Genomic DNA, 21202 nt, shown 5'->3' on the forward strand with positions numbered 1-21202 from the left:
GAGCGGAAGCGCTCGACCAGTTCGGGGTAGGGGATGCGCGCGCGGGCGGAGTCCTGGACCTTCTTCGTCCAGCCGGCCAGCGGTTTGGCGACGATGCCGGCCGCCGCGTCCGGCCGGCCCTCGCGCAGCACCAGGTGGGAGACGAGATCGGAGGTGCGCCAGCCGGCGCACAGGGTCGGCGCGTCCGGTCCCACCTCGGCCAGGAGGTCCGCCAGGTCCTGTCGTTCCAGCGCTGCGAATCCGGTCATGCGCACAGCGTATCCGGCCCTGACGCGCTGGGCCATCACGCGCTAGTGTAAGGAGTGCTCAGGGGGAATTCCGGTATACACGGAGGTTGTTCCCCGGTTAGGCTCGTCGGGCTTCCGCACCACTGAACAGGGGGACCGAGTACCCATGCGACCCTATCCGGCAACCGCGTCGCCGACCCGCCGCGGCCTGTGGGTGTTGGGCTTGGCCATCCGCACCGAGAAGAAGGTGTTCGCGGGCGCGCTCATGGGCAGCGCGCTGTACGGCGGCATGACCGTCGGCGCGGCGTCCGCCGTCGGCTGGGCGACGGACCACGTCGTGCTGCCCTCGCTCTCCGCGCACCACGTGGGCGCGGCGACACTGGCGGCGGGCGGGCTGCTGATCGTCGGCGTGGCGGTTGCGAAGGTGATCGGCATCTTCGGGCGCCGGCTGCTCGCCGGCGTGCTCCAGTTCCGGATGCAGGCCCGCTACCGCCACCTGGTCACGGCCGCCTACCTGCGGCTGCCGCTCGCCTGGCATCAGCAGCGGCCCACCGGACGCCTGCTGTCGAACGCCAACTCCGACGTGGAGATGGCGTTCATGCCGATCGCGCCGATGCCGATGTCGCTCGGCGTCGGCGTCATGCTGATCATCGGCATCGTCGACATGCTGCTGACGAACTCGGTCCTCGCCCTCATCGGCATCCTGCTGCTCCCGGCGATCATCGTCACCAACACGATCTACGTCCGCTTCTCCGGTCCGCGCTTCGCCCGAGCGCAGGAGCTGCGCGCACACGTGGCCGAGGTGGCGCACGAGTCCTTCGACGGCGCGCTCGTCGTCAAGACCCTGGGACGCGAGACCACGGAGACCGAGCGCTTCGCCGACCGCGCCCGCGCCCTGCGCGACGCCAACATCTCCGCTGGTCGCGCGCGGTCGCTGTTCAACCCGATCCTGGAGGCGCTGCCGAACCTCGGCGTCCTGGCGGTGCTGCTCTTCGGCACCCGGGAGGTGGCCTCCGGCGCCGCGCAGCCGGGCGACGTGGTCAACGTCGCCTACCTGATCACGTTGCTGGCCTTCCCGATCCAGTCCTTCGGCTGGGTGCTCGGGGACCTGCCGCGCGCCGTCGTCGGCTACGAGCGCGTCGCGGCGGTGCTGGCAGCCGAGGACCGCACGGAGTACGGCACGGAGCCCGGCAAGCGGGACGGCTCGCCCGCCGAGCTCGTGTTCGACCACGTGGACTTCGCGTACCCGGGCGCCGAGACGGCCCCCGTGCTCCGATCGCTCACCGCCTCGATCGCGCCGGGGCGCACGGTCGCCCTCGTCGGCGCGACCGGCGCCGGCAAGTCGACGATCGCGGCGCTGCTGTCCCGGCTGTCCGACCCGACCGGCGGCGCGATCCTGCTGGACGGCGTGGAGCTCGCCGAGTACGCGAAGGGCGAGGTGTCCGACGCGGTCGCGCTCGTTCCGCAGCAGACCTTCATCTTCGGCGACACCGTGCGCGCGAACGTGGCCCTCGGCGACGACGTCGGCGACGACCAGGTGTGGGCCGCGCTGCGTACCGCGCAGGCCGAGAAGTTCGTCAAGGCCCTGCCACAGGGCCTCGACACCGTGATCGGCGAGCGCGGCACGACGCTCTCCGGAGGACAGCGGCAGCGTCTCGCGCTGGCCCGCGCGCTCGTCCGCCGTCCGCGGCTGCTCGTGCTCGACGACTGCACGTCGGCCGTGGATCCGAGCGTCGAGGCGGCGATCCTCGACGGACTGCGCGAGCAGGGCGACGATCCGGAAGCGGCGGCCGCGACGGTCGTCGTGATCGCGTACCGGAAGGCGACGGTCGCGCTCGCCGACGAGGTGCTGTTCCTGCAGAACGGTTCGATCGCCGCGCGCGGCACACACGATGAGCTGCTGGAACGCAGTGAGGGGTATCGCGAGTTGATCACCGCCTACGCAAGGGCCGCCGAGGAGGCAGCCGCCGAGGAAGCGGATGCGGCCGAGGACGAGCAGATGAAGGAGGTCGTCGCGTGACGGCCGTTGCTCAGGACGCCGCCGAGCGGGCAGCCGAACCGGCCGCCGAGGAAGCGGTCGAGGACTCGACTCCCAGCGTTCCGATCGTCGGCGAGGCCTCCGGCGGTCCGGTCGCCATCGTGCGCGCCGGCCTGCGGCTCTCGCCCGAGTTCGTCAAGGGCATCGGCGTCACGATGCTGCTCGCGCTGATCGCGACCACCGGCCGCATCGTCATCCCGATCGCCGTCCAGCAGGCCATGGACCACGGCTTCGGCTCGACCTCAGGCAGGGTGGACGTCGGCGAGGTGGAGCGGATGGTCGCCATCGCGGCGCTCGCCGTCATCGCCACGATGCTCTCCGCGACCGCGATGAGCCGCCGCCTCTACCAGGCGAGCGAATCAGGGCTCTCTGGCCTGCGGATCAAGGCGTTCCGGCACGTGCACGACCTGTCCGTGGCGCACCAGCAGGCCGAGCAGCGCGGCTCGCTCGTCTCCCGCGTCACCTCGGACGTCGACACGATCACCAACTTCATCCAGGAAGGCGGCCTGATGCTGTTCGTCAGCGTCGCCCAGATGGCGCTGGCCACGATCGTGATGGCGGTCTACTCCTGGCAGCTCACGCTGCTGATCTGGGTCTGCTTCCTGCCGCTGTTCGCCACCATGCGCGTCGTGCAGCGCAAGACCGGCGCCCGGTACAGCGCCGTCCGCTCGGCCATCGGCCGGATGCTCGGCGCGGTCAGCGAGACGCTGGTCGGCGCGCCGATCGTGCGCGCGTACGGCATCGAGGACCGGATGGGCGCGCGGATGGACGAGGCCATCGCGCGCACCCGGCGCGCCCAGGTCGGCGCGCAGCGCGTGGTCATCACGACGTTCAGCGCGGGAGAGATCGCGGCCGGACTGGCCAACGCGGGCGTCATCGTCGTCGGCACGCTGCTCGGCGTCGGCGGCCACCTGACGGCCGGCCAGATCGTCGCGATGCTCTTCCTCGTCTCGCTGTTCATCACGCCGGTCCAGTGGGGCGTCGAGGTGCTCAACGAGGCGCAGAACGCGATCTCCGGCTGGCGCCGCGTGATCGGGCTGCTGGAGGCCGTCCCCGACGTGCCCGACCCAGGCGCCGCGGGCACCGACCTGCCGGAAGGGGCGCTCGACGTGCGCTTCGAGCACGTCGCCTTCGCCTACCCCGGCGGCGCCCGCGTGCTGCACGACGTCGACGTGACGATCCCGGCGCGCAGCCGGATCGCGGTCGTCGGCGAGACGGGCTCCGGCAAGACGACCTTCGCGAAGCTGCTGACCCGGCTGATGGACCCGGTCGACGGGGCCGTGCTGATCGGCGGCGTGGACGCGCGGCGGATCGCGTTCGCGCAGCTGCGGCGGCGCGTGGTGATGGTCCCTCAGGACGGCTTCCTGTTCGAGGGGACGCTTGCCGACAACGTGCGCTACGGCAAGCCCGGCGCGGACGACGCCGAGGTCGCGGAGGCGTTCGAGTCGCTCGGGCTCGGCGACTGGCTGGCCGGCCAGCCGCAGGGCGTGGCGACGGCGGTCGGGCAGCGCGGCGAGTCGCTCTCGGCCGGCGAGCGGCAACTGGTGGCGCTGGCCCGCGCGTACGTCGCGGACCCGGACCTGCTGCTGCTCGACGAGGCGACCTCGGCCGTGGACCCGGCCACCGAGCAGCGGATCGCCCGCGCGCTCGAGGCGCTCACCCGCGGCCGCACGACCGTCTCGATCGCGCACCGGCTCTCCACGGCGCAGGCCGCCGACGAGGTGTTCGTGTTCGACGCCGGACGGCTCGTCGAGCGGGGGCCGCATCGCGAACTCGTCGAGCAGGGCGGGATCTACGCGGCGCTCTACGCCTCCTGGGCGCGCACCGCGGTCGGTCACGCTATCTGACGCAGGCTCATCGCCAGATCCGCGACCGAGTACATGAGCGTCAGGTTCGCGACCAGGAACGGGATCCAGACCCAGCGGCTGCGGATCAGCTCGGGCAGCGAGACGAGGAACGGCACGATCGCGGCGATGTAGCGCGGCTCGGAGGTGAACAGCGGCGAGGTGATGCCGAGCGCGAACATCACCGCGGCCCACGCCGTGAACGAGCCGGGCAGCAGGCCCCAGCAGGCGGTCAGCGCGAAGATCCCGATCACGGCGCAGGCCAGCGACGTGACCAGGATCGCCTCGTCGCCGGGCGAGTCCAGCAGCGTCTCGATCGTGGTGAACGGATTCTGCATGACGGCGCCGCGGTTGCCGCTGGAGACCTGCTGCGAGAACGGCAGGATCCAGTCGCCGAAGCGCCATTGGCAGTAGGCGAGATACGTGCCGAGGCCGACGGCCGGCGAAGCGGTCCTGGCGAGCCCCGCGAGCACGGGGCGCAGCGCCCACCGGGCCCGGCGCGCGTCGCGTACCGCCTCGTGGAAGCCGGGCAGTGCGAGCAGGATTCCGGTCGGCCGCGAGAGGCCGGCCAGCAGCCCGGCGACGATCGCCCAGCCGGTCCGCTGCCGGCGGATCGCCAGGAAGTACAGCGCGGCCAACACCCCGGCCAGCGGCTCGGTATAGCCCATGACCAGAGCGAAAGCTCCCGGCGCCAGCTGGCTGAGCCAGGCCGCGCGGCTCGCCGTCAGCCGGTCGCGGGTCTCGCGCATCGCGATCACGTGCACGAGCGCGCCGAAGAGCCAGGCGAGCGCCCAGCAGAACGCGAACATCAGGAACGGCACGGGGAGCCGGGTCACGAGTGCCAGTCCCGCGACGCACAGCGGCGTCAGCGGGAAGAAGTGCGCGAGGCCCCCGGCTCCGGTGAAGTCGGCGAACACGTTTCCGCCGTGCGCCATGCCGTTCGCCTCGGATATGTACCAGTGCGTGTCCCAGGCGTAGAGCGGCGAGAATATGCCGCCGCCGCCGATGCGGAGACACACCGCGAGCACGATGACGTGCGCGATCAGCCAGGGCACCAGCGTGGCGCGCAGGCCGTCTCGCAGCTCGGCTCTGGCGCCCTTCGGCGCATCCATGTGTTCCCCGTGGCATCGCGTGATCGTCTGAGCGAGACAATAGGGCACATGGACGAATCGAGGGCCGGGCGAGTGGCGTTGGACATGGACATCGCAGCGAAGTTGAAACGGAACGGCGAAGGTCTGGTACCGGCCGTGGTCCAGCAGTACGACTCCGGTGAAGTGCTGATGCTCGCGTGGATGGACGACGAGGCGCTGCGCCGCACCCTCGCGACCGGCCGCGCCACCTACTGGTCCCGCAGCCGCGCCGAGTACTGGGTCAAGGGGGAGACCTCCGGAAACTTCCAGCAGGTCAAATCCGTCGCCCTCGACTGCGACGGCGACACGCTGCTGGTGAAGGTGGATCAGACCGGCCCCGCCTGCCACACCGGCACGCACACCTGCTTCGACGGACGCGAGCTGAGGCCGGGCACGGCGTGATACGGCGGCCGTGATACGGCGGCGTGCTGCCACAATGTCCCCATGACAACCGGTGCCACCACCCCCGACCTGCCCGCCTTCCGCGCTCTGGCCGACTCGCGGCGGGTCATCCCGGTCACCCGCCGCTTCCTGGCCGACGGCGAGACCCCGGTCGGGCTCTACCGCAAGCTCGCGGCGGAGCGCCCTGGCACCTTCCTGCTCGAATCCGCCGAGCACGGCGTCTGGTCCCGCTACTCCTTCATCGGCGTCCGCAGCGAACTCGCCCTGACCGAGCGCGACGGAGCCGCGGCCTGGATCGGCCACCCGCCGGCCGGCGCGCCGACCGCCGGCGAGCCGCTCGACGTCCTGCGGGCCACACTCGAACTGCTGCGTACGCCGCACGATCACGACCGCGCCGACCTGCCGCCGCTGACCGGCGGCTTCGTCGGCTACCTCGGCTACGACACGGTCCGCAGGCTCGAGAGGGTCGGCGAGCACGCCAAGGACGACCTGGACCTGCCCGAGCTGACGATGATGCTCGCCGCCGACCTCGCTGTGCTCGACCACACGGACGGCACGGTGACGCTGATCGCCAACGCCATCAACCTCAACGGCACGCCCGACGGCGTGGACGCCGCGTACCGCGGCGCCGTCTCCCGCCTCGACGCGATGGCCGCCGACCTCGGCCGCCCGGACCGGCTGCCCCCGGCGGTGCTCGACCTGAACGTCGTGCCGACGTTCACCGGCAACCGGACGAGCGAGGACTACCGGGCCGCCGTGGAGCGCGCGAAGGAGGAGATCCGGGCGGGCGAGGCCTTCCAGATCGTCGTCTCGCAGCGCTTCGAGATGGCCACCGAGGCCAGCGCGCTCGACGTCTACCGCGTGCTCCGCGCGACGAATCCGAGCCCGTACATGTACCTGTTCCGCTTCCCGAGCGAGCGCGGCGCGTTCGACGTCATCGGCTCCTCCCCGGAGGCGCTGGTCAAGGTCGCCGACGGCGAGGCGATGCTGCACCCGATCGCCGGCACCCGGCCCCGCGGCGCCACGCCCGAGCTGGACGCGGCGCTCGCCGAGGAACTGCTCGCCGACCCGAAGGAGCGCGCCGAGCACCTGATGCTGGTCGATCTCGGCCGCAACGACCTCGGGCGGATCAGCGCTCCCGGCACCGTCGAGGTCGTCGAGTTCATGAGCGTCGAGCGCTACAGCCACGTCATGCACCTCGTCTCCACGGTCGTCGGCGAGATCGCCGAGGACCGCAGCGCGCTCGACGTGCTGCTCGCCGCCTTCCCCGCCGGAACCCTCTCCGGCGCCCCGAAGCCGCGCGCCCTGCAGATCATCGACGAGCTCGAACCCACCCGCCGCGGCGTCTACGGAGGCTGCGTCGGCTACCTGGACTTCGCCGGCAACAGCGACACCGCCATCGCGATCCGCACCGCGCTGCTGCGCGACGGCACCGCGTACGTCCAGGCCGGCGCCGGAATCGTCGCCGACTCGGTGCCCGCGTCGGAGGACGCCGAGTGCCGCAACAAGGCCATGGCCGTGCTGCGCGCCATCGCGGCCGCCGGGACGCTGCGGGCCGCGGACTGACCCGCCGGACGATCCGGGAATCACGTTTGCGAGGATGGTCCCATGGCAGCCGTAGAGACCCCCGCCGCTGAGGTCACCGAGCAGACGCACGTCGGCCCCGCCCGCAAGGCGACGCGGGCCAAGACGCTGGCCGCGCTGCTCGCCGCGGTCGGCGCCGGAATCGTCCTGCTCACCATCGGGCGGGGATGGGCCGACGGATACGTCACCTCGCCGATCAGGTTCAAGGTCACCGCGAGCGGTTCGCAGCTGACCGGCGTGCCGTACGCGCTGGGCCTGGCCGGGCTCGCGGGCGCGCTGGCGCTGTTCGCCGTGCGCAGGATCGGCCGCTACCTCGTCGGCGCGGTCCTCGCGCTCGCCGGCGCGGGGACCGTGTACTCGATCGCCGACCGGCTCAGCCGCCTCGACGAGGCACTGCACACGCAGGCGGCCGCGCAGGGACTCGGCTCCGACACCAAGATCAGCAGTATCGACAACAGCTTCTGGCCGTACCTGACGATCGCCGGCGGCGTCATCCTCTGCGCCGCCGGGGTCTACACCCTCGTGCGCGGCCGGACCTGGTCCGGCCTCGGCAATCGCTACGAGTCCCCGGCGAACGCCGCGCAGGCCGCCGCGAAGCCGGCGAGCGAGGTCACCGCGCGCGACCTGTGGGACGCGCAGGGCCGCGGCAGCGACCTCACCGAGGCCGACGACGAGCCGGCGGCCGACCGGTAGACGTGAGATGCGTCTCCACCGGGCCTCCCGGTGACGGACCACGTCAGGCCATGAGGGACAATAGATCCAGTCATACTTTCGACTTTTTGGGAGTCAGCGCGTCATGTCCGAGGTGATCGAGGTAACCCAGGCCGAGAAGAGCCACTCCAAGGTCGGCGAAGTCGCCAGCAAGGCGGCCCTGGTCGGGATGTCCATGATGGGCTCTTCGGTGGCGCACACCGAGCCGCACGCGGACCACGGCTACGCCCCCGCCCGCTGGGCCGCCGCGGCCATCTCCGGCATCGGCTGGCTCGTCGGCGGAATCGCCTTCCCCTTCGGGGTCTGGGCGCTGGTCGTGCTCGGCGGAGTGCTGCAGATCGTGGCCGTCATCGTGAACCTCTCGATGAACGCCGCCGGCATGGGCGCCAAGGCCAACGACGACTGGGCCGCCGCGAAGCTCAAGGCCGCCGAGGCGCGGGCCTCCTAGCCCGCCGGGCGACCGACGTTCCGCCCCGGTTCCGAGCACCGTGTCAACCGTGCTCTGACCGGGGCGGATGTGTGTCCGCGGACCCCGCCAGGCGGTCCGCGATGTGGATCTTGGCAGCGTGCGCCGCGCGGGGCCGATAGCATGGCATGGCAAGACGGCGCCGTGTGTGGCCTGCGGATCTGAGGGGACGGTAGCGGAGCGATGAACGTGCTCGAGGAGATCATCGAGGGTGTCCGCGCTGACCTCGCCGCGCGCCAGGAGGTCACCTCGCTGGACGACCTCAAGGCCCGCGCGCGGACCCAGCCCTCGGCCAAGGACGGGGTGCGGGCGCTGCGCGGAGAGGGCGTGGCGGTCATCGCCGAGGTCAAGCGGTCCAGCCCGTCCAAGGGCGCGCTCGCCGCGATCGCGGACCCGGCCGGCCTGGCCGCCGACTACGAGCTCGGCGGCGCCAGCGTGATCAGCGTGCTGACCGAGCAGCGGCGCTTCGGCGGTTCGCTGCAGGACCTCAAGGACGTGCGCACGCGGGTGGACATCCCCGTGCTGCGCAAGGACTTCATCGTCTCCAGCTACCAGCTGTGGGAGGCCCGCGCCTACGGGGCCGACCTCGCCCTGCTGATCGTCGCCGCGCTCGAGCAGGCCGCGCTGGTCTCGCTGATCGAGCGGGCCGAGTCCATCGGCCTGACCCCGCTGGTCGAGGTGCACGACGAGCACGAGATCGACCGCGCGATCGACGCCGGCGCGAAGATCATCGGCGTCAACGCGCGCGACCTGAAGACCCTCAAGGTGGACCGGGACACCTTCGCCCGGCTCGCCCCGCGCATCCCCGACTCGATCGTGCGGGTGGCGGAGTCCGGCGTGCGCGGCCCGCACGACCTGATCGTCTACGCGAACTCCGGCGCCGACGCGGTGCTGGTCGGCGAGTCCCTGGTCACCGGCCGGGATCCGCGCTCCTGCGTCGCCGACCTGGTCGCCGCCGGGGCGCACCCGGCGATGCGGCGCGGCCGGTAGCGGCGCCCTCGCCCGCCGGGTTTCCGGCTAGGATGACCTCTGTGAGTACCTCGACCTCCCCGCGCGCGGCCGCCCGACGGCGTCCGTGGTGGCGCCACGCGCCCGCGGGCCGGCGATGGCCGACGGCCGCGATCTGACCTTCGCGCCTGTCCCCTTCGACACAACTCACCGATCGTCAATCCTCGTCAGGAGACGAAGTCCCGATGACGGACGCCACTGTCTTTTCCGACGCCTTCTTCGCCGCGTCGTACGCCCATCCCTCGGCCCAGCCCGACCCCGCCGGGCACTACGGCCGCCTCGGCGGGCGCTTCATGCCCGAGGCGCTGATGGCCGCCCTCGCCGAGCTCACCGAGGCCTACCAGAAGTCCAAGAACGACCCGGAGTTCCAGGCCGAGCTCACCCACTGGCTGCGCACCTACGCCAACCGCCCCTCGCTGCTGACCGAGGCCAAGCGGCTGTCCGCGCACGCCGGGGCGCGCATCCTGCTCAAGCGCGAGGACCTCAACCACACCGGCTCGCACAAGATCAACAACGTGCTCGGCCAGGCCCTGCTCACCCGGCGGATGGGCAAGAAGCGGGTCATCGCCGAGACGGGCGCCGGCCAGCACGGCGTCGCCTCCGCCACCGCGGCCGCGATCTTCGACCTCGAATGCGTCGTCTACATGGGCGAGGAGGACACCGAGCGCCAGGCCCTGAACGTGGCCAGGATGCGCATGCTCGGCGCCGAGGTCGTACCGGTCGCCACCGGTTCGCGCACCCTCAAGGACGCGATCAACGAGGCGATCCGCGACTGGGTGACCAACGTCGAGCACACGAACTACCTGTTCGGCACGGCCGCGGGCCCGCACCCGTTCCCCTCCATCGTCCGCGACTTCGCCCGCATCATCGGCGTCGAGGCCCGCGCGCAGCTGCTCGATCTGACGGGTGGACTGCCCGACGCGGTCGCCGCGTGCGTCGGCGGCGGATCGAACGCGATCGGCCTGTTCCACGCCTTCGTGCCCGACGAGTCGGTGCGGCTCTACGGCTTCGAGGCCGGCGGCTCCGGCGTCGAGTCGGGCCTGCACGCAGCGTCCATCACCGGGGGTGCGGTCGGCGTTCTGCACGGCGCGCGCACCTACATCCTCCAGGACGAGTACGGCCAGACCCTGCCGAGCCACTCCATCTCCGCGGGTCTCGACTACCCGGGCGTCGGCCCCGAGCACGCCTGGCTGCACGACACCGGCCGCGCGGTGTACGAGCCGGTCACCGACGCCGAGGCGATGGACGCCTTCCAGCTGCTGTGCCGCACCGAGGGCATCATTCCGGCCATCGAGTCCGCGCACGCCGTCGCCGGCGCGCTGCGGATCGCCCCCGCGCTGCGCGAGGAGCTGGGCCGCGAGCCGGTCATCATCGTCAACCTGTCCGGCCGCGGCGACAAGGACATGCACACCGCGGCCGCGTACTTCGGAATGGAGGTCTGAGCCGTGAGCAAGCTCTCCGCAGTCCTGGCCGCGGCGAAGGCCGAGAACCGGGCGGCGCTGATCGGCTACCTGCCCGCCGGCTTCCCGACGGTCGAGGGCTCGATCGCCGCGTGCAAGGCGATGATCGACGGCGGCGTGGACATCGTCGAGATCGGCCTGCCGTATTCGGACCCGCAGATGGACGGCCCGGTCATCCAGCAGGCCGTGCAGGTCGCGCTCGACGCGGGGGTGAACACGCTCGACGTCCTGCGCGTCGTCGAGGGCGTCGCCGCGACCGGTGCCCCGACGCTGGTCATGTCCTACTGGAACCCGATCGAGCGCTTCGGTGCCGACCGCTTCGCCAAGCAGCTCGCCGCCGCCGGGGGAGCGGGCACGATCCTGCCCGACCTGATCCCGGAGGAGGCCGACGACTGGATCGCCGCCGCCGACGCGCACGCGCTCGACCGGGTCTTCCTCGTCGCGCAGACCTCGACGCCGGAGCGGATCACGCTGACCACCGGCGTGTGCCGCGGCTTCGTCTACGCGGCCTCCCTGATGGGCGTGACCGGCACCCGCGACGCCGTCAGCGGCAACGCCAAGGGACTCGTCGAGCGTACGAAGGCGGCGACGGACGTGCCGGTCTGCGTGGGACTCGGCGTCTCGAACGGCGTCCAGGCGGCCGAGGTCGCCGGTTTCGCCGACGGCGTCATCGTCGGCTCGGCCTTCGTGCGCCGGCTGCTCGAGGCGCCGGACGAGGCGAGCGGCCTGGCCGCCGTCCGCGAACTGGCGCGCGAACTCGCGGCCGGCGTCAGGAGCGGCCGCCGGTGAGATACGGTGTGCTGAATGTGGGCAACTCACCGTAGTCATCTGATGGGGCATCCAGGAGTGAACGACTGCATGGCCACCAAGTCCTCCCTCCTGGATGCCCGCAGCACCGCGTGGATCTCGCTCGTCGCCCGGCTGCTGCTCGGCGCGATGTGGCTCTACTACAGCGTCCCGAAGCTGACCCAGCCCACGCAGAACATCGCCGACGTGCGCAACTTCCAGATCGTGCCGCAGGGACTGGTCACTCCGTTCGCCTACGCGCAGCCGTATCTGGAGCTCGCGTTCGGCATCCTGCTCGTCATCGGCCTCGGCACGCGGCTCGTCGCGCTGCTGTCCGCGATCCTGCTGCTGGTCTACATCGGAGGCATCATCTCGCTCGGCGCGCGCGGCATCTCCATCAGCTGCGGCTGCGGCGGTGGCGGCGGGCAGGTCGCGCAGGGGCAGACCCGCTACACGCTCGATGTGCTGCGCGACACCGTGTTCCTCATCCCGGCGCTGTGGCTGATCTGGAAACCGCAGTCGAGGTTCTCCGCGGACACGGCGCTGGCGATCTGAGTAGCCGCAGGTGAACCGACGTGCCGTGACTGTCCGCGTGTCACTGTTCACGCGACGTGACAAGTGCGGCACGATGTTCACCATGCCACCGGAGTCGAACAAGCCCAACAAGCGGGCCCAGGCGCGGGAGCGCGCCGCCGCCGCATACGCCGCCGAGCAGGCCAAGGCCAAGCGCAAGCGGCAGTACCTGATCGGCGGCCTGGTCCTGGTGATCATCGCCGCCGCGGTGGGCATCGGCATCGCGGTGCAGCACCACGTGAACCAGGTCAACTCCTCGCCCGCCAACGGCAAGCTGATCTACCCGGCGGGCACCGTCGACGGCGGCCTCGCGATCCCCTACGGCAGCAACGAGAACGCCAAGACGACGCTCACGATCTACGAGGACTTCCGCTGCCCCTACTGCAAGGAGGCGGAGTCGATGTTCAAGCCGATCTACACCTCCTACGCCGACGCGGGGAAGATCAAGGTCCGCTTCCACATCGTGAACCTGATCGACCAGAACGACGGCGGCACCGGCTCCATCCAGGCGGGCAACGCGGCCGCCTGCGCCCAGGACGTGGGCAATGCGAAGTTCAAGGCGTACCACGACGTCCTCTTCGCGAACCAGCCGAACGAGTCGGACGACGCGTTCGCCTCGAATCCGACGCTGATCTCGTACGCGAAGCAGGTCTCCGGACTGGTCAGTTCGAGCTTTGAGTCGTGCGTGAATTCCGGCAAATACCAACCCTGGGTCGTGAAGAACTACGACGCCCTCAAGACGGCGGAGAACGGCAGCGTCTCCACTCCCGACTACCTGATCAACGGCACCCGCTACCAGCTCACCACGCAGAGCGCGTCCGTGCAGGAAGCGGCCTTCACGGCGGCCCTGGACAAGGCGATCGCGGCGGCCGGCTGAGCCCGCGGTGTGCGGGCAAGGTCACGGAGAGATCACGCCTTGCCGAGAATTCGCCGAGAACGGCCGGGTGGCCTGTCGGGGCGACGCGCCGCGTGATTAGGATTCTGCGGCGGGTGGCGGTCCGCTCGGGCCGGCCTGGGCCGTCTTGACGAGTGGAGCGGATGACGAGGCGATGAGCAGACGGAATCGGATCGGCAAGGAGCTGGCCAGGGAGCGGGCGGCCCTCGCGAAGGCCGAGGCGGAGTACCGGGCGAAGCGCAGAAGGCGCCTCGCGATCTACGGTCCGATCGCCGGAGTCGTCCTCCTCGGCGTCACGCTGACCTTGGTGTTCACCCATCCCTTCGGATCCAACGGCACCCCCTCGGCCACGTCGACGGCCGCGGTGAAGGCCTCGGCCTCCGCCACGAAGTCGGCTTCCGCGTCGGCGAGCTCCTCAACGTCCTCGAGTGCCAAGGCCTCGGCCTCCAGCTCGGCCACCTCAAGCGCGAGTGCGAGCAAGTCATGACGACGACGCCTGTGGCGTTCCTGCCCAGCCCGACGACGGCCGAGATAAATCTCGGCCCCTTCCCCATCCGGTTCTACGCGCTCTGCATCATCGCGGGCATCGCCATCGCGGTGTACCTCGGCGAGCGCCGGTGGCGGGCCAAGGGCGGCGAGCCGCACATCATCACCGACATCGCGATCTGGGCGGTGCCGTTCGGCCTGGTCGGCGGCCGGCTCTACCACGTGATCACCGACCCCGAGCTGTACTTCCCGCGCGGCCAGGACTGGGTGCGCGTCTTCTACGTGTGGGACGGCGGCCTCGGCATCTGGGGCGCGATCGCGCTCGGCGGGCTCGGCGCCTGGATCGGCGCGCGCCGCCGCGGCGTGAAGCTGCCGCCGTTCGCCGACGCGGTGGCCCCGGGCATCGTGCTCGCGCAGGCGATGGGCCGGTGGGGCAACTGGTTCAACAACGAGCTCTACGGCGATCCGACGTCGAAGCCCTGGGGCCTGACCATCCACTGCATGGCCACCAGCGGCACCCGCGTCGCGGTGCCCTGCTCGGGCGTGCCGGGGACGACGACCGTGCTCGGGCACTTCCAGCCCACCTTCCTCTACGAGGTGGTCTGGGACGTGCTGGTCTGCGTGGCGCTGCTGTGGGCCGACCGCCGGTTCTCGATCGGCCACGGCCGGCTGTTCGCCCTGTACGTGATGGGCTACACGCTGGGCCGCGGCTGGATCGAGCACCTGCGCAGCGACTACGCGCACCACTTCTTCGGACTGCGCGTCAATGACTGGGTATCCATCCTCTGCTTCGCCGGTGCGCTGGCCTACTTCCTGATCTCGCAGCGCGCCAAGCCGGGCAAGGAGTACGGCCCCGACCTGTACTGGCCGCACTTCAAGCCCTATGCGCCGGACGGAACCCCGCAGGGGGCGGCCGACGACGCCGACTCCGCCGACGCCGAGTCCGCGGCGTCCGCCGAGGCCGCGGAATCCGCGGATCCCGCCGGGAAGGCGCAGTCCGGGGAGGCTCCGGAGTCCGGTGCGGAGTCAGCCGACTCCCAAATCTCCACCAAAGATCATCCGGATGCTGAGACGTCGTCTCGGGCCGAGGCGGAGTCCGCGGCCGTGAAGGGTGCGGACTCACCCGAATAGCCGCAGCTCACAGCCTTGTCGGCACGCGAAGGCCGTCCCCGTGACCGGGGGCGGCCTTCTTCCGTTCACGGCGCTGTGACATGAGTCATAGGCCGGAAGAGTGAAAGTCGCGCAACGTGGGGAAAACAGGGTGTAGCGCGCGCCAACCGCAGGTCAGAGAAGTGCCGTCCGAATAGTGAGACAGTACCTGCCCTCATGACGGAATCTTGACCCATCGTGTAACCTCAGTTCACCGCGGCAGGGCCAGAGTCGTCCCTCGTGCGCGCACATTCACGTTGCGGCCCACACAGACGACACGGAGGACACCGATGGCTTCATCGTCCCCCCAAGCCGGCGCACTCTTCAGCGCTCTGCCTCAGGCGCAGGGTCTCTACGACCCGCGGGCCGAGAAGGACGCTTGCGGGGTCGCTTTCGTAGCCACTCTCACCGGTGAGCCCAGCCACGAGATCGTGGACCAGGCGCTCACCGCCCTGCGGAACCTCGAGCACCGCGGCGCCTCCGGCGCCGAGCCCGACTCGGGCGACGGCGCGGGCATCCTGGTCCAGGTCCCGGACGCGTTCCTGCGCACGGCCGTCGACTTCCCGCTGCCCGAGCGCGGCGGCTACGCGGTGGGTCTCGCCTTCATCCCGGACACCGACGAGGACGAGGCGGCCGCCAAGGCCTCCGTCGCCCGCATCGCCGGCGAGGAGGGCCTGACGGTCCTCGGCTGGCGCGAGGTGCCGATCGCCCCGGACCTGCTCGGCGCCACCGCCCGGGCCGCCATGCCGCGCTTCCGCCAGCTGTTCGTGGCGGGCGACGCCGGACAGAAGGGCATTGAACTCGACCGCTTGGCATTCGTGCTGCGCAAGCGCGTCGAGCACGAGACCGGGACCTACTTCCCCTCCCTGTCGGGACGCACCATCGTCTACAAGGGGATGCTCACCACCGGACAGCTCGAGCCCTTCTTCCCCGACCTGTCCAACCCCGCGTTCACCAGCGCCATCGGCCTGGTCCACTCGCGCTTCTCGACCAACACCTTCCCCGCCTGGCCGCTCGCCCACCCGTACCGCTTCATCGCGCACAACGGCGAGATCAACACCGTGCAGGGAAACAAGAACTGGATGCGCGCCCGCGAATCTCAACTCGCGACCGACGCGATCCAGGGCCCGCTGGAGCGGATCTTCCCGATCGTCGACCCGGCCGGCTCGGACTCCGCCAGCTTCGACGAGGTGCTCGAGCTGCTGCACCTGGCCGGCCGCTCGCTGCCGCACGCCGTGCTGATGATGGTCCCCGAGGCGTGGGAGAACCACACCGAGATGGATCCGGCCAAGCGCGCCTTCTACCAGTACAGCTCCTGCAAGATGGAGCCCTGGGACGGCCCGGCCTCGATCACCTTCACCGACGGCACCCTGATCGGCGCCGTCCTCGACCGCAACGGGCTGCGCCCCTCCCGCTACTGGGTCACCGGCGACGGCCTCGTCGTGCTCGCCTCCGAGGTCGGCGTGCTCGACCTCGACCAGGCCAAGGTCGTCCGCAAGGGCCGGCTCCAGCCGGGCCGGATGTTCCTCGTCGACACGGCCCAGCACCGCATCGTCGAGGACGACGAGATCAAGTCGCAGCTCGCCGCCGAGCAGCCCTACCAGGACTGGCTGCACGCCGGCCTGATCAAGCTCGGCGACCTGCCCGAGCGCGAGCACATCGTGCACACGCACGCCTCCGTGGTGCGCCGCCAGCAGACCTTCGGCTACACCGAGGAGGAGCTGCGCGTCCTGCTCGCCCCGATGGCCAAGAACGGCGCAGAGCCGATCGGCTCCATGGGCTCGGACACCCCGCTCGCGGTGCTCTCGCAGCGCCCCCGCCTGCTGTTCGACTACTTCACCCAGCTGTTCGCGCAGGTGACCAACCCGCCGCTGGACGCCATCCGGGAGGAGCTGGTCACCTCCCTCGGCACCACCATCGGCCCCGAGGACAACCTGCTCGACACCACCCCGGCCGCCTGCCGCCAGGTCGAGCTGCCCTTCCCGGTGATCGACAACGACGAGCTGGCCAAGCTCATCCACATCAACGCCGACGGCGACCTGCCGGGCCTCAAGGCCGTCACCATCTCCGGCCTGTACCGGGCCGCGGGCGGCGGCACCGCGCTGCGCGAGCGCCTCGCCGAGATCAACGCCGAGGCCTCCGCGGCGATAGCCGACGGCGCGCGCATCATCGTGCTCTCGGACCGGCACTCCGACGCCGAGCAGGCGCCGATCCCGTCGCTGCTGCTCACCTCGTCCGTGCACCACCACATGATCCGCGAGAAGACCCGCACCCACGTCTCGCTGCTGGTCGAGGCCGGCGACGTGCGCGAGGTGCACCACGTGGCGCTGCTGATCGGCTTCGGCGCCGCCGCGGTCAACCCGTACCTCGCCATGGAGACCGTCGAGGACCTCGCCAACTCCGGCACCTTCGTCTCCGTCACCAGTGAGAAGGCCATCCGGAACCTGATCAAGGCGCTCGGCAAGGGCGTGCTCAAGGTCATGTCCAAGATGGGCATCTCCACCGTCGCCTCCTACCGCGGCGCCCAGGTCTTCGAGGCCGTCGGCCTGAGCAAGGAGCTCACCGCCACCTACTTCACCGGCGTCGCCTCCAAGCTCGGCGGCATCGGCCTCGACGAGATCGCCGCCGAGGTCGCCGCCCGGCACGCCCGCGCCTACCCACGCGGCGTCAACCGCGCCGCGCACCGCGACCTGGAGATCGGCGGCGAGTACCAGTGGCGCCGCGAGGGCGAGCCGCACCTGTTCGACCCCGAGACCGTCTTCCGGCTCCAGCACTCCACCCGCACCAAGCGCTACGACATCTTCAAGCAGTACACCGCGCGGGTGAACGAGCAGTCCGAGCGGCTGATGACGCTGCGCGGCCTGTTCGCCTTCGACAACCGGGACCGCGGCCCGATCCCGATCGACGAGGTCGAGCCGGTCAGCGAGATCGTCAAGCGCTTCTCCACCGGAGCCATGTCCTACGGCTCCATCTCGCTGGAGGCGCACCAGACCCTCGCCATCGCGATGAACTCCATCGGCGCCAAGTCCAACACCGGCGAGGGCGGCGAGGACCCCGAGCGCCTGCACGACCCCGAGCGCCGCTCCGCGATCAAGCAGATCGCCTCCGGCCGCTTCGGCGTCACCTCCGAGTACCTCACCAACGCCGACGACCTGCAGATCAAGATGGCCCAGGGCGCCAAGCCCGGCGAGGGCGGCCAGCTGCCCGGCGGCAAGGTCTACCCCTGGGTCGCCAAGACCCGGCACTCCACCCCCGGCGTCGGCCTCATCTCGCCCCCGCCGCACCACGACATCTACTCGATCGAGGACCTCGCCCAGCTGATCCACGACCTGAAGAACGCCAACCCCTCGGCGCGGGTCCACGTCAAGCTGGTCTCCGAGGTCGGCGTCGGCACCGTCGCCGCGGGCGTCTCCAAGGCGCACGCCGACGTGGTCCTCATCTCCGGCCACGACGGCGGCACCGGCGCCGCCCCGCTCACCTCGCTCAAGCACGCCGGCGGACCCTGGGAGCTCGGCCTCGCCGAGACTCAGCAGACGCTGCTGCTCAACGGCCTGCGCGACCGCATCGTCGTGCAGACCGACGGCCAGCTCAAGACCGGCCGCGACGTCGTCATCGCCGCGCTGCTCGGCGCCGAGGAGTTCGGCTTCGCCACCGCCCCGCTCGTCGTCTCCGGCTGCGTCATGATGCGCGTGTGCCACCTCGACACCTGCCCGGTCGGCGTCGCCACCCAGAACCCCGAGCTGCGCGCCCGGTTCAGCGGCAAGCCCGAGTTCGTCGTCAACTTCTTCGAGTTCATCGCCGAGGAGGTCCGCGAGATCCTCGCCGAGCTCGGCTTCCGCAGCATCGAGGAGGCCGTCGGCCGCGTCGAGCACCTGAACACCGCCAAGGCCGTCGAGCACTGGAAGGCCGCGGGCCTCGACCTCGCGCCCATCTTCCACCTGCCCGAGCTGCCCGCGGACGCCCCCCGGCGCCGCACCACCACCCAGGACCACGGCCTCGACAAGGCGCTCGACAACGAGCTCATCGAGCTCGCCAGGGACGCCATCGAGGACGGCACCCCGGTCCGCATCCAGCTCCCCGTGCACAACGTCAACCGCACGGTCGGCACCATGCTCGGCCACGAGGTGACCAAGAAGTACGGCGGCGCGGGCCTCGCCGAGGACACCATCGACATCACCCTCACCGGCTCCGCCGGCCAGTCGCTCGGCGCCTTCCTGCCCCGCGGCATCACGCTGCGGCTCGAGGGCGACGCCAACGACTTCGTCGGCAAGGGCCTGTCCGGCGGCCGCATCGTCGTGCGCCCGCCGCGCTCGGCCGGCTTCGACGCCGCGAAGAACATCATCGCGGGCAACGTCGTCGGCTACGGCGCCACCAGCGGCGAGATCTACCTCTCCGGCACCGTCGGCGAGCGCTTCGCCGTCCGCAACTCCGGCGCCACCCTCGTCGTCGAAGGCGTCGGCGACCACGCCCTCGAGTACATGACCGGCGGCCGCGTCGTCATCCTCGGCGAGCACGGCCGCAACATCGCCGCGGGCATGTCCGGCGGCATCGCCTACGTGCTCGACCTCAAGGTCGCCCGCGTCAACCCCGAACTCGTCGCCGTCGAGGCCCTCGACGCCGACGACCGCACCTTCCTCCACAACGCCGTCAAGCGTCACTTCGAGGAGACCGGCTCCCAGGCCGCCGCCGTCCTGCTGGCCGACTGGGCGGGCTCCATCGCCCGCTTCGCCAAGATCATGCCGACCGACTACAAGCAGGTTCTCGGCACCCGGGCCGCCGCGGAGCGCGCGGGCCTGTCCGAGCAGGAGACCCTGGACAAGATCATGGAGGCCGCTCATGGCTGACCCGCGCGGTTTCATCACGACCCCCGTCCAGCACCCCGAGCGCCGCCCGGTCGACGAGCGCGTCAAGGACTGGAAAGAGGTCTACCCGCAGCGCGCCCTGCTGCCGTTCATCCAGAAGCAGGCCGGCCGCTGCATGGACTGCGGCATCCCGTTCTGCCACAACGGCTGCCCGCTCGGAAACCTCATCCCCGAGTGGAACGACCTGGTCTGGCGGGACGACTGGTCCGAGGCCATCGAGCGGCTGCACGCGACCAACAACTTCCCCGAGTTCACCGGACGGCTCTGCCCGGCGCCGTGCGAGACCGCCTGCGTGCTCGGCATCAACCAGCCCGCGGTGACCATCAAGAACGTCGAGGTCTCCATCATCGACAAGGCCTGGGACGCCGGCCTCGTCAAGCCCCAGGAGATCGAGCGGCACAGCGGCAAGACCGTCGCCGTCATCGGCTCGGGGCCGGCCGGCCTGGCCGCCGCCCAGCAGCTCACCCGGGCCGGGCACACCGTGGCCGTGTACGAGCGGGCCGACCGCATCGGCGGCCTGCTGCGCTACGGCATCCCCGAGTTCAAGATGGAGAAGCGGCACCTGAACCGCCGCATCGAGCAGATGCGCGCGGAGGGCACCAAGTTCCGCACCGGCGTCGCCGTCGGCCAGGACATCCTGGCCTCGCAGATCCGCGACCGCTACGACGCCGTGGTGCTCGCCGTCGGCGCCACCAAGGCCCGCGACCTGCCCGCGCCCGGCCGCGAGCTGGATGGAATCCATCAGGCGATGGAGTACCTGCCGCTGTCCAACAAGTCGGCCGAGGGCGACTTCGTCATCCCCCCGATCCACGCCAAGGGCAAGCACGTCGTCGTCATCGGCGGCGGCGACACCGGCGCGGACTGCGTCGGCACCGCCACCCGGCAGGGCGCGGTCTCGGTCACCCAGCTGGAGATCATGCCGCAGCCGCCGCAGGAGCGCCCCGCGGGCCAGCCGTGGCCCACGTACCCGATGACCTACCGGGTCACCTCGGCGCACGAGGAACTGTCCACCCTGGAGAACGGGGGCGAGCGGGTCTACGCCTCCAGCACCACGGAGTTCCTCGGCGACGAGGACGGCAACGTCAGGGCCCTGCGCCTGACCGAGGTGAAGTTCGAGAACGGCCGCTTCGAGCCGGTGCCCGGCACCGAGCGCGAGATCCCCGCGGAGCTGGTGCTGCTCGCCATGGGCTTCACCGGCCCCGAGCAGGACAACGGCCTCGTCGCCCAGCTCGGCCTCGAGCTCGACGAGCGCGGCAACATCCGCCGCGACGCCGACTTCCGCACCAACGTGCCGAACGTCTTCACCGCCGGAGACGCCGGCCGCGGCCAGTCGCTGATCGTCTGGGCGATCGCCGAGGGCCGCTCCGCGGCGGCCGCGGTGGACCGGTACCTGGGCGGCAACTCCAACCTGGCTTCCCCCATCCAGCCCACCACGCGTCAGCTACTCGTCTGATCCACCCTCAATTCGAGTTCTGTACACCGCTTCGTCAGGGGCGACTTCCGGTGAAGTCGCCCCTGACTGGTGTGGTTAGGATGGTGGGTACCGGTCTGGGTGGTGCGCGCACCCGTCCGGCGTTCGAC

At 71.0% G+C, this 21202-nt stretch carries 17 protein-coding genes; 15 read left to right on the forward strand and 2 right to left on the reverse strand.

Annotated elements, in window-relative coordinates; genetic code table 11:
* Window positions 1-248: maleylpyruvate isomerase family mycothiol-dependent enzyme (locus tag KDK95_RS02455; RefSeq protein ID WP_212516316.1), on the reverse strand; the 248-nt coding region annotated here is incomplete at its 3' end.
* A gap of 193 nt (window positions 249-441) precedes the next feature.
* Here KDK95_RS02455 and KDK95_RS02460 point away from each other — a divergent pair.
* Both KDK95_RS02460 and KDK95_RS02465 read left to right on the forward strand, forming a co-directional pair.
* Window positions 442-2247 (forward strand): ABC transporter ATP-binding protein, encoded by a 1806-nt coding sequence (locus tag KDK95_RS02460; protein WP_307844117.1) that lies wholly within the window; start codon window positions 442-444, stop codon window positions 2245-2247.
* Window positions 2244-4112, forward strand: a complete 1869-nt coding sequence (locus tag KDK95_RS02465; protein ID WP_307844089.1) for an ABC transporter ATP-binding protein — start codon at window positions 2244-2246, stop codon at window positions 4110-4112. Before KDK95_RS02460 ends, KDK95_RS02465 begins: the two co-directional genes overlap by 4 nt.
* Here KDK95_RS02465 and KDK95_RS02470 read toward each other — a convergent pair.
* On the reverse strand, window positions 4100-5221 hold the full coding sequence (locus tag KDK95_RS02470; protein WP_212516317.1) for a glycosyltransferase family protein: 1122 nt from the start codon (window positions 5219-5221) through the stop codon (window positions 4100-4102). The two genes, KDK95_RS02465 and KDK95_RS02470, sit on opposite strands and share 13 nt — an antisense overlap.
* A gap of 48 nt (window positions 5222-5269) precedes the next feature.
* Here KDK95_RS02470 and hisI point away from each other — a divergent pair, with 48 nt between their 5' ends.
* The 13 genes from hisI to KDK95_RS02535 all read left to right on the forward strand — a co-directional run bounded on the left by hisI (window position 5270) and on the right by KDK95_RS02535 (window position 21074).
* Window positions 5270-5641, forward strand: coding sequence for a phosphoribosyl-AMP cyclohydrolase (hisI, locus tag KDK95_RS02475; RefSeq protein WP_212516318.1), 372 nt, complete (start codon window positions 5270-5272; stop codon window positions 5639-5641).
* Window positions 5642-5683: 42 nt separating this feature from the next.
* The gene (locus KDK95_RS02480; RefSeq protein ID WP_212516319.1) at window positions 5684-7207 is read left to right on the forward strand and encodes an anthranilate synthase component I; all 1524 of its coding nucleotides are present in this window, start codon (window positions 5684-5686) and stop codon (window positions 7205-7207) included.
* Window positions 7208-7249: 42 nt separating this feature from the next.
* Window positions 7250-7918, forward strand: a complete 669-nt coding sequence (locus KDK95_RS02485; protein WP_212516320.1) for a Trp biosynthesis-associated membrane protein — start codon at window positions 7250-7252, stop codon at window positions 7916-7918.
* Window positions 7919-8021: 103 nt separating this feature from the next.
* Complete coding sequence (locus KDK95_RS02490) at window positions 8022-8384, forward strand: hypothetical protein (protein WP_212516321.1); 363 nt, start codon at window positions 8022-8024, stop codon at window positions 8382-8384.
* Between the two features lie 201 nt (window positions 8385-8585).
* Window positions 8586-9392 carry an indole-3-glycerol phosphate synthase TrpC gene (gene trpC, locus KDK95_RS02495; RefSeq protein WP_212516322.1) on the forward strand — a complete coding sequence of 269 codons (807 nt, stop codon included), beginning with the start codon at window positions 8586-8588 and terminating at the stop codon, window positions 9390-9392.
* Window positions 9393-9595: 203 nt separating this feature from the next.
* Entirely contained in the window at window positions 9596-10852 is a 1257-nt protein-coding gene (gene trpB, locus KDK95_RS02500; RefSeq protein WP_212516323.1) for a tryptophan synthase subunit beta, read from the forward strand.
* A 3-nt stretch (window positions 10853-10855) separates the two neighbouring features.
* Complete coding sequence (trpA, locus tag KDK95_RS02505; protein WP_212516324.1) at window positions 10856-11659, forward strand: tryptophan synthase subunit alpha; 804 nt, start codon at window positions 10856-10858, stop codon at window positions 11657-11659.
* A gap of 69 nt (window positions 11660-11728) precedes the next feature.
* Window positions 11729-12211 (forward strand): DoxX family protein, encoded by a 483-nt coding sequence (locus tag KDK95_RS02510; protein ID WP_249160088.1) that lies wholly within the window; start codon window positions 11729-11731, stop codon window positions 12209-12211.
* Between the two features lie 82 nt (window positions 12212-12293).
* Complete coding sequence (locus KDK95_RS02515) at window positions 12294-13106, forward strand: DsbA family protein (RefSeq protein ID WP_212516326.1); 813 nt, start codon at window positions 12294-12296, stop codon at window positions 13104-13106.
* Window positions 13107-13278: 172 nt separating this feature from the next.
* On the forward strand, window positions 13279-13611 hold the full coding sequence (locus tag KDK95_RS02520; RefSeq protein ID WP_212516327.1) for a hypothetical protein: 333 nt from the start codon (window positions 13279-13281) through the stop codon (window positions 13609-13611).
* A complete protein-coding gene (gene lgt / locus KDK95_RS02525) occupies window positions 13608-14741 on the forward strand; it encodes a prolipoprotein diacylglyceryl transferase (RefSeq protein WP_212516328.1) in 1134 nt (377 codons plus the stop codon). Before KDK95_RS02520 ends, lgt begins: the two co-directional genes overlap by 4 nt.
* A gap of 308 nt (window positions 14742-15049) precedes the next feature.
* Entirely contained in the window at window positions 15050-19603 is a 4554-nt protein-coding gene (gene gltB / locus KDK95_RS02530) for a glutamate synthase large subunit (RefSeq protein ID WP_212516329.1), read from the forward strand.
* Entirely contained in the window at window positions 19596-21074 is a 1479-nt protein-coding gene (locus tag KDK95_RS02535; RefSeq protein ID WP_212516330.1) for a glutamate synthase subunit beta, read from the forward strand. Before gltB ends, KDK95_RS02535 begins: the two co-directional genes overlap by 8 nt.
* Window positions 21075-21202 lie beyond the last annotated feature (128 nt).

The sequence above is a fragment of the Actinospica acidithermotolerans genome, from assembly GCF_018139625.1.
Classification (GTDB): domain Bacteria; phylum Actinomycetota; class Actinomycetes; order Streptomycetales; family Catenulisporaceae; genus Actinospica; species Actinospica acidithermotolerans.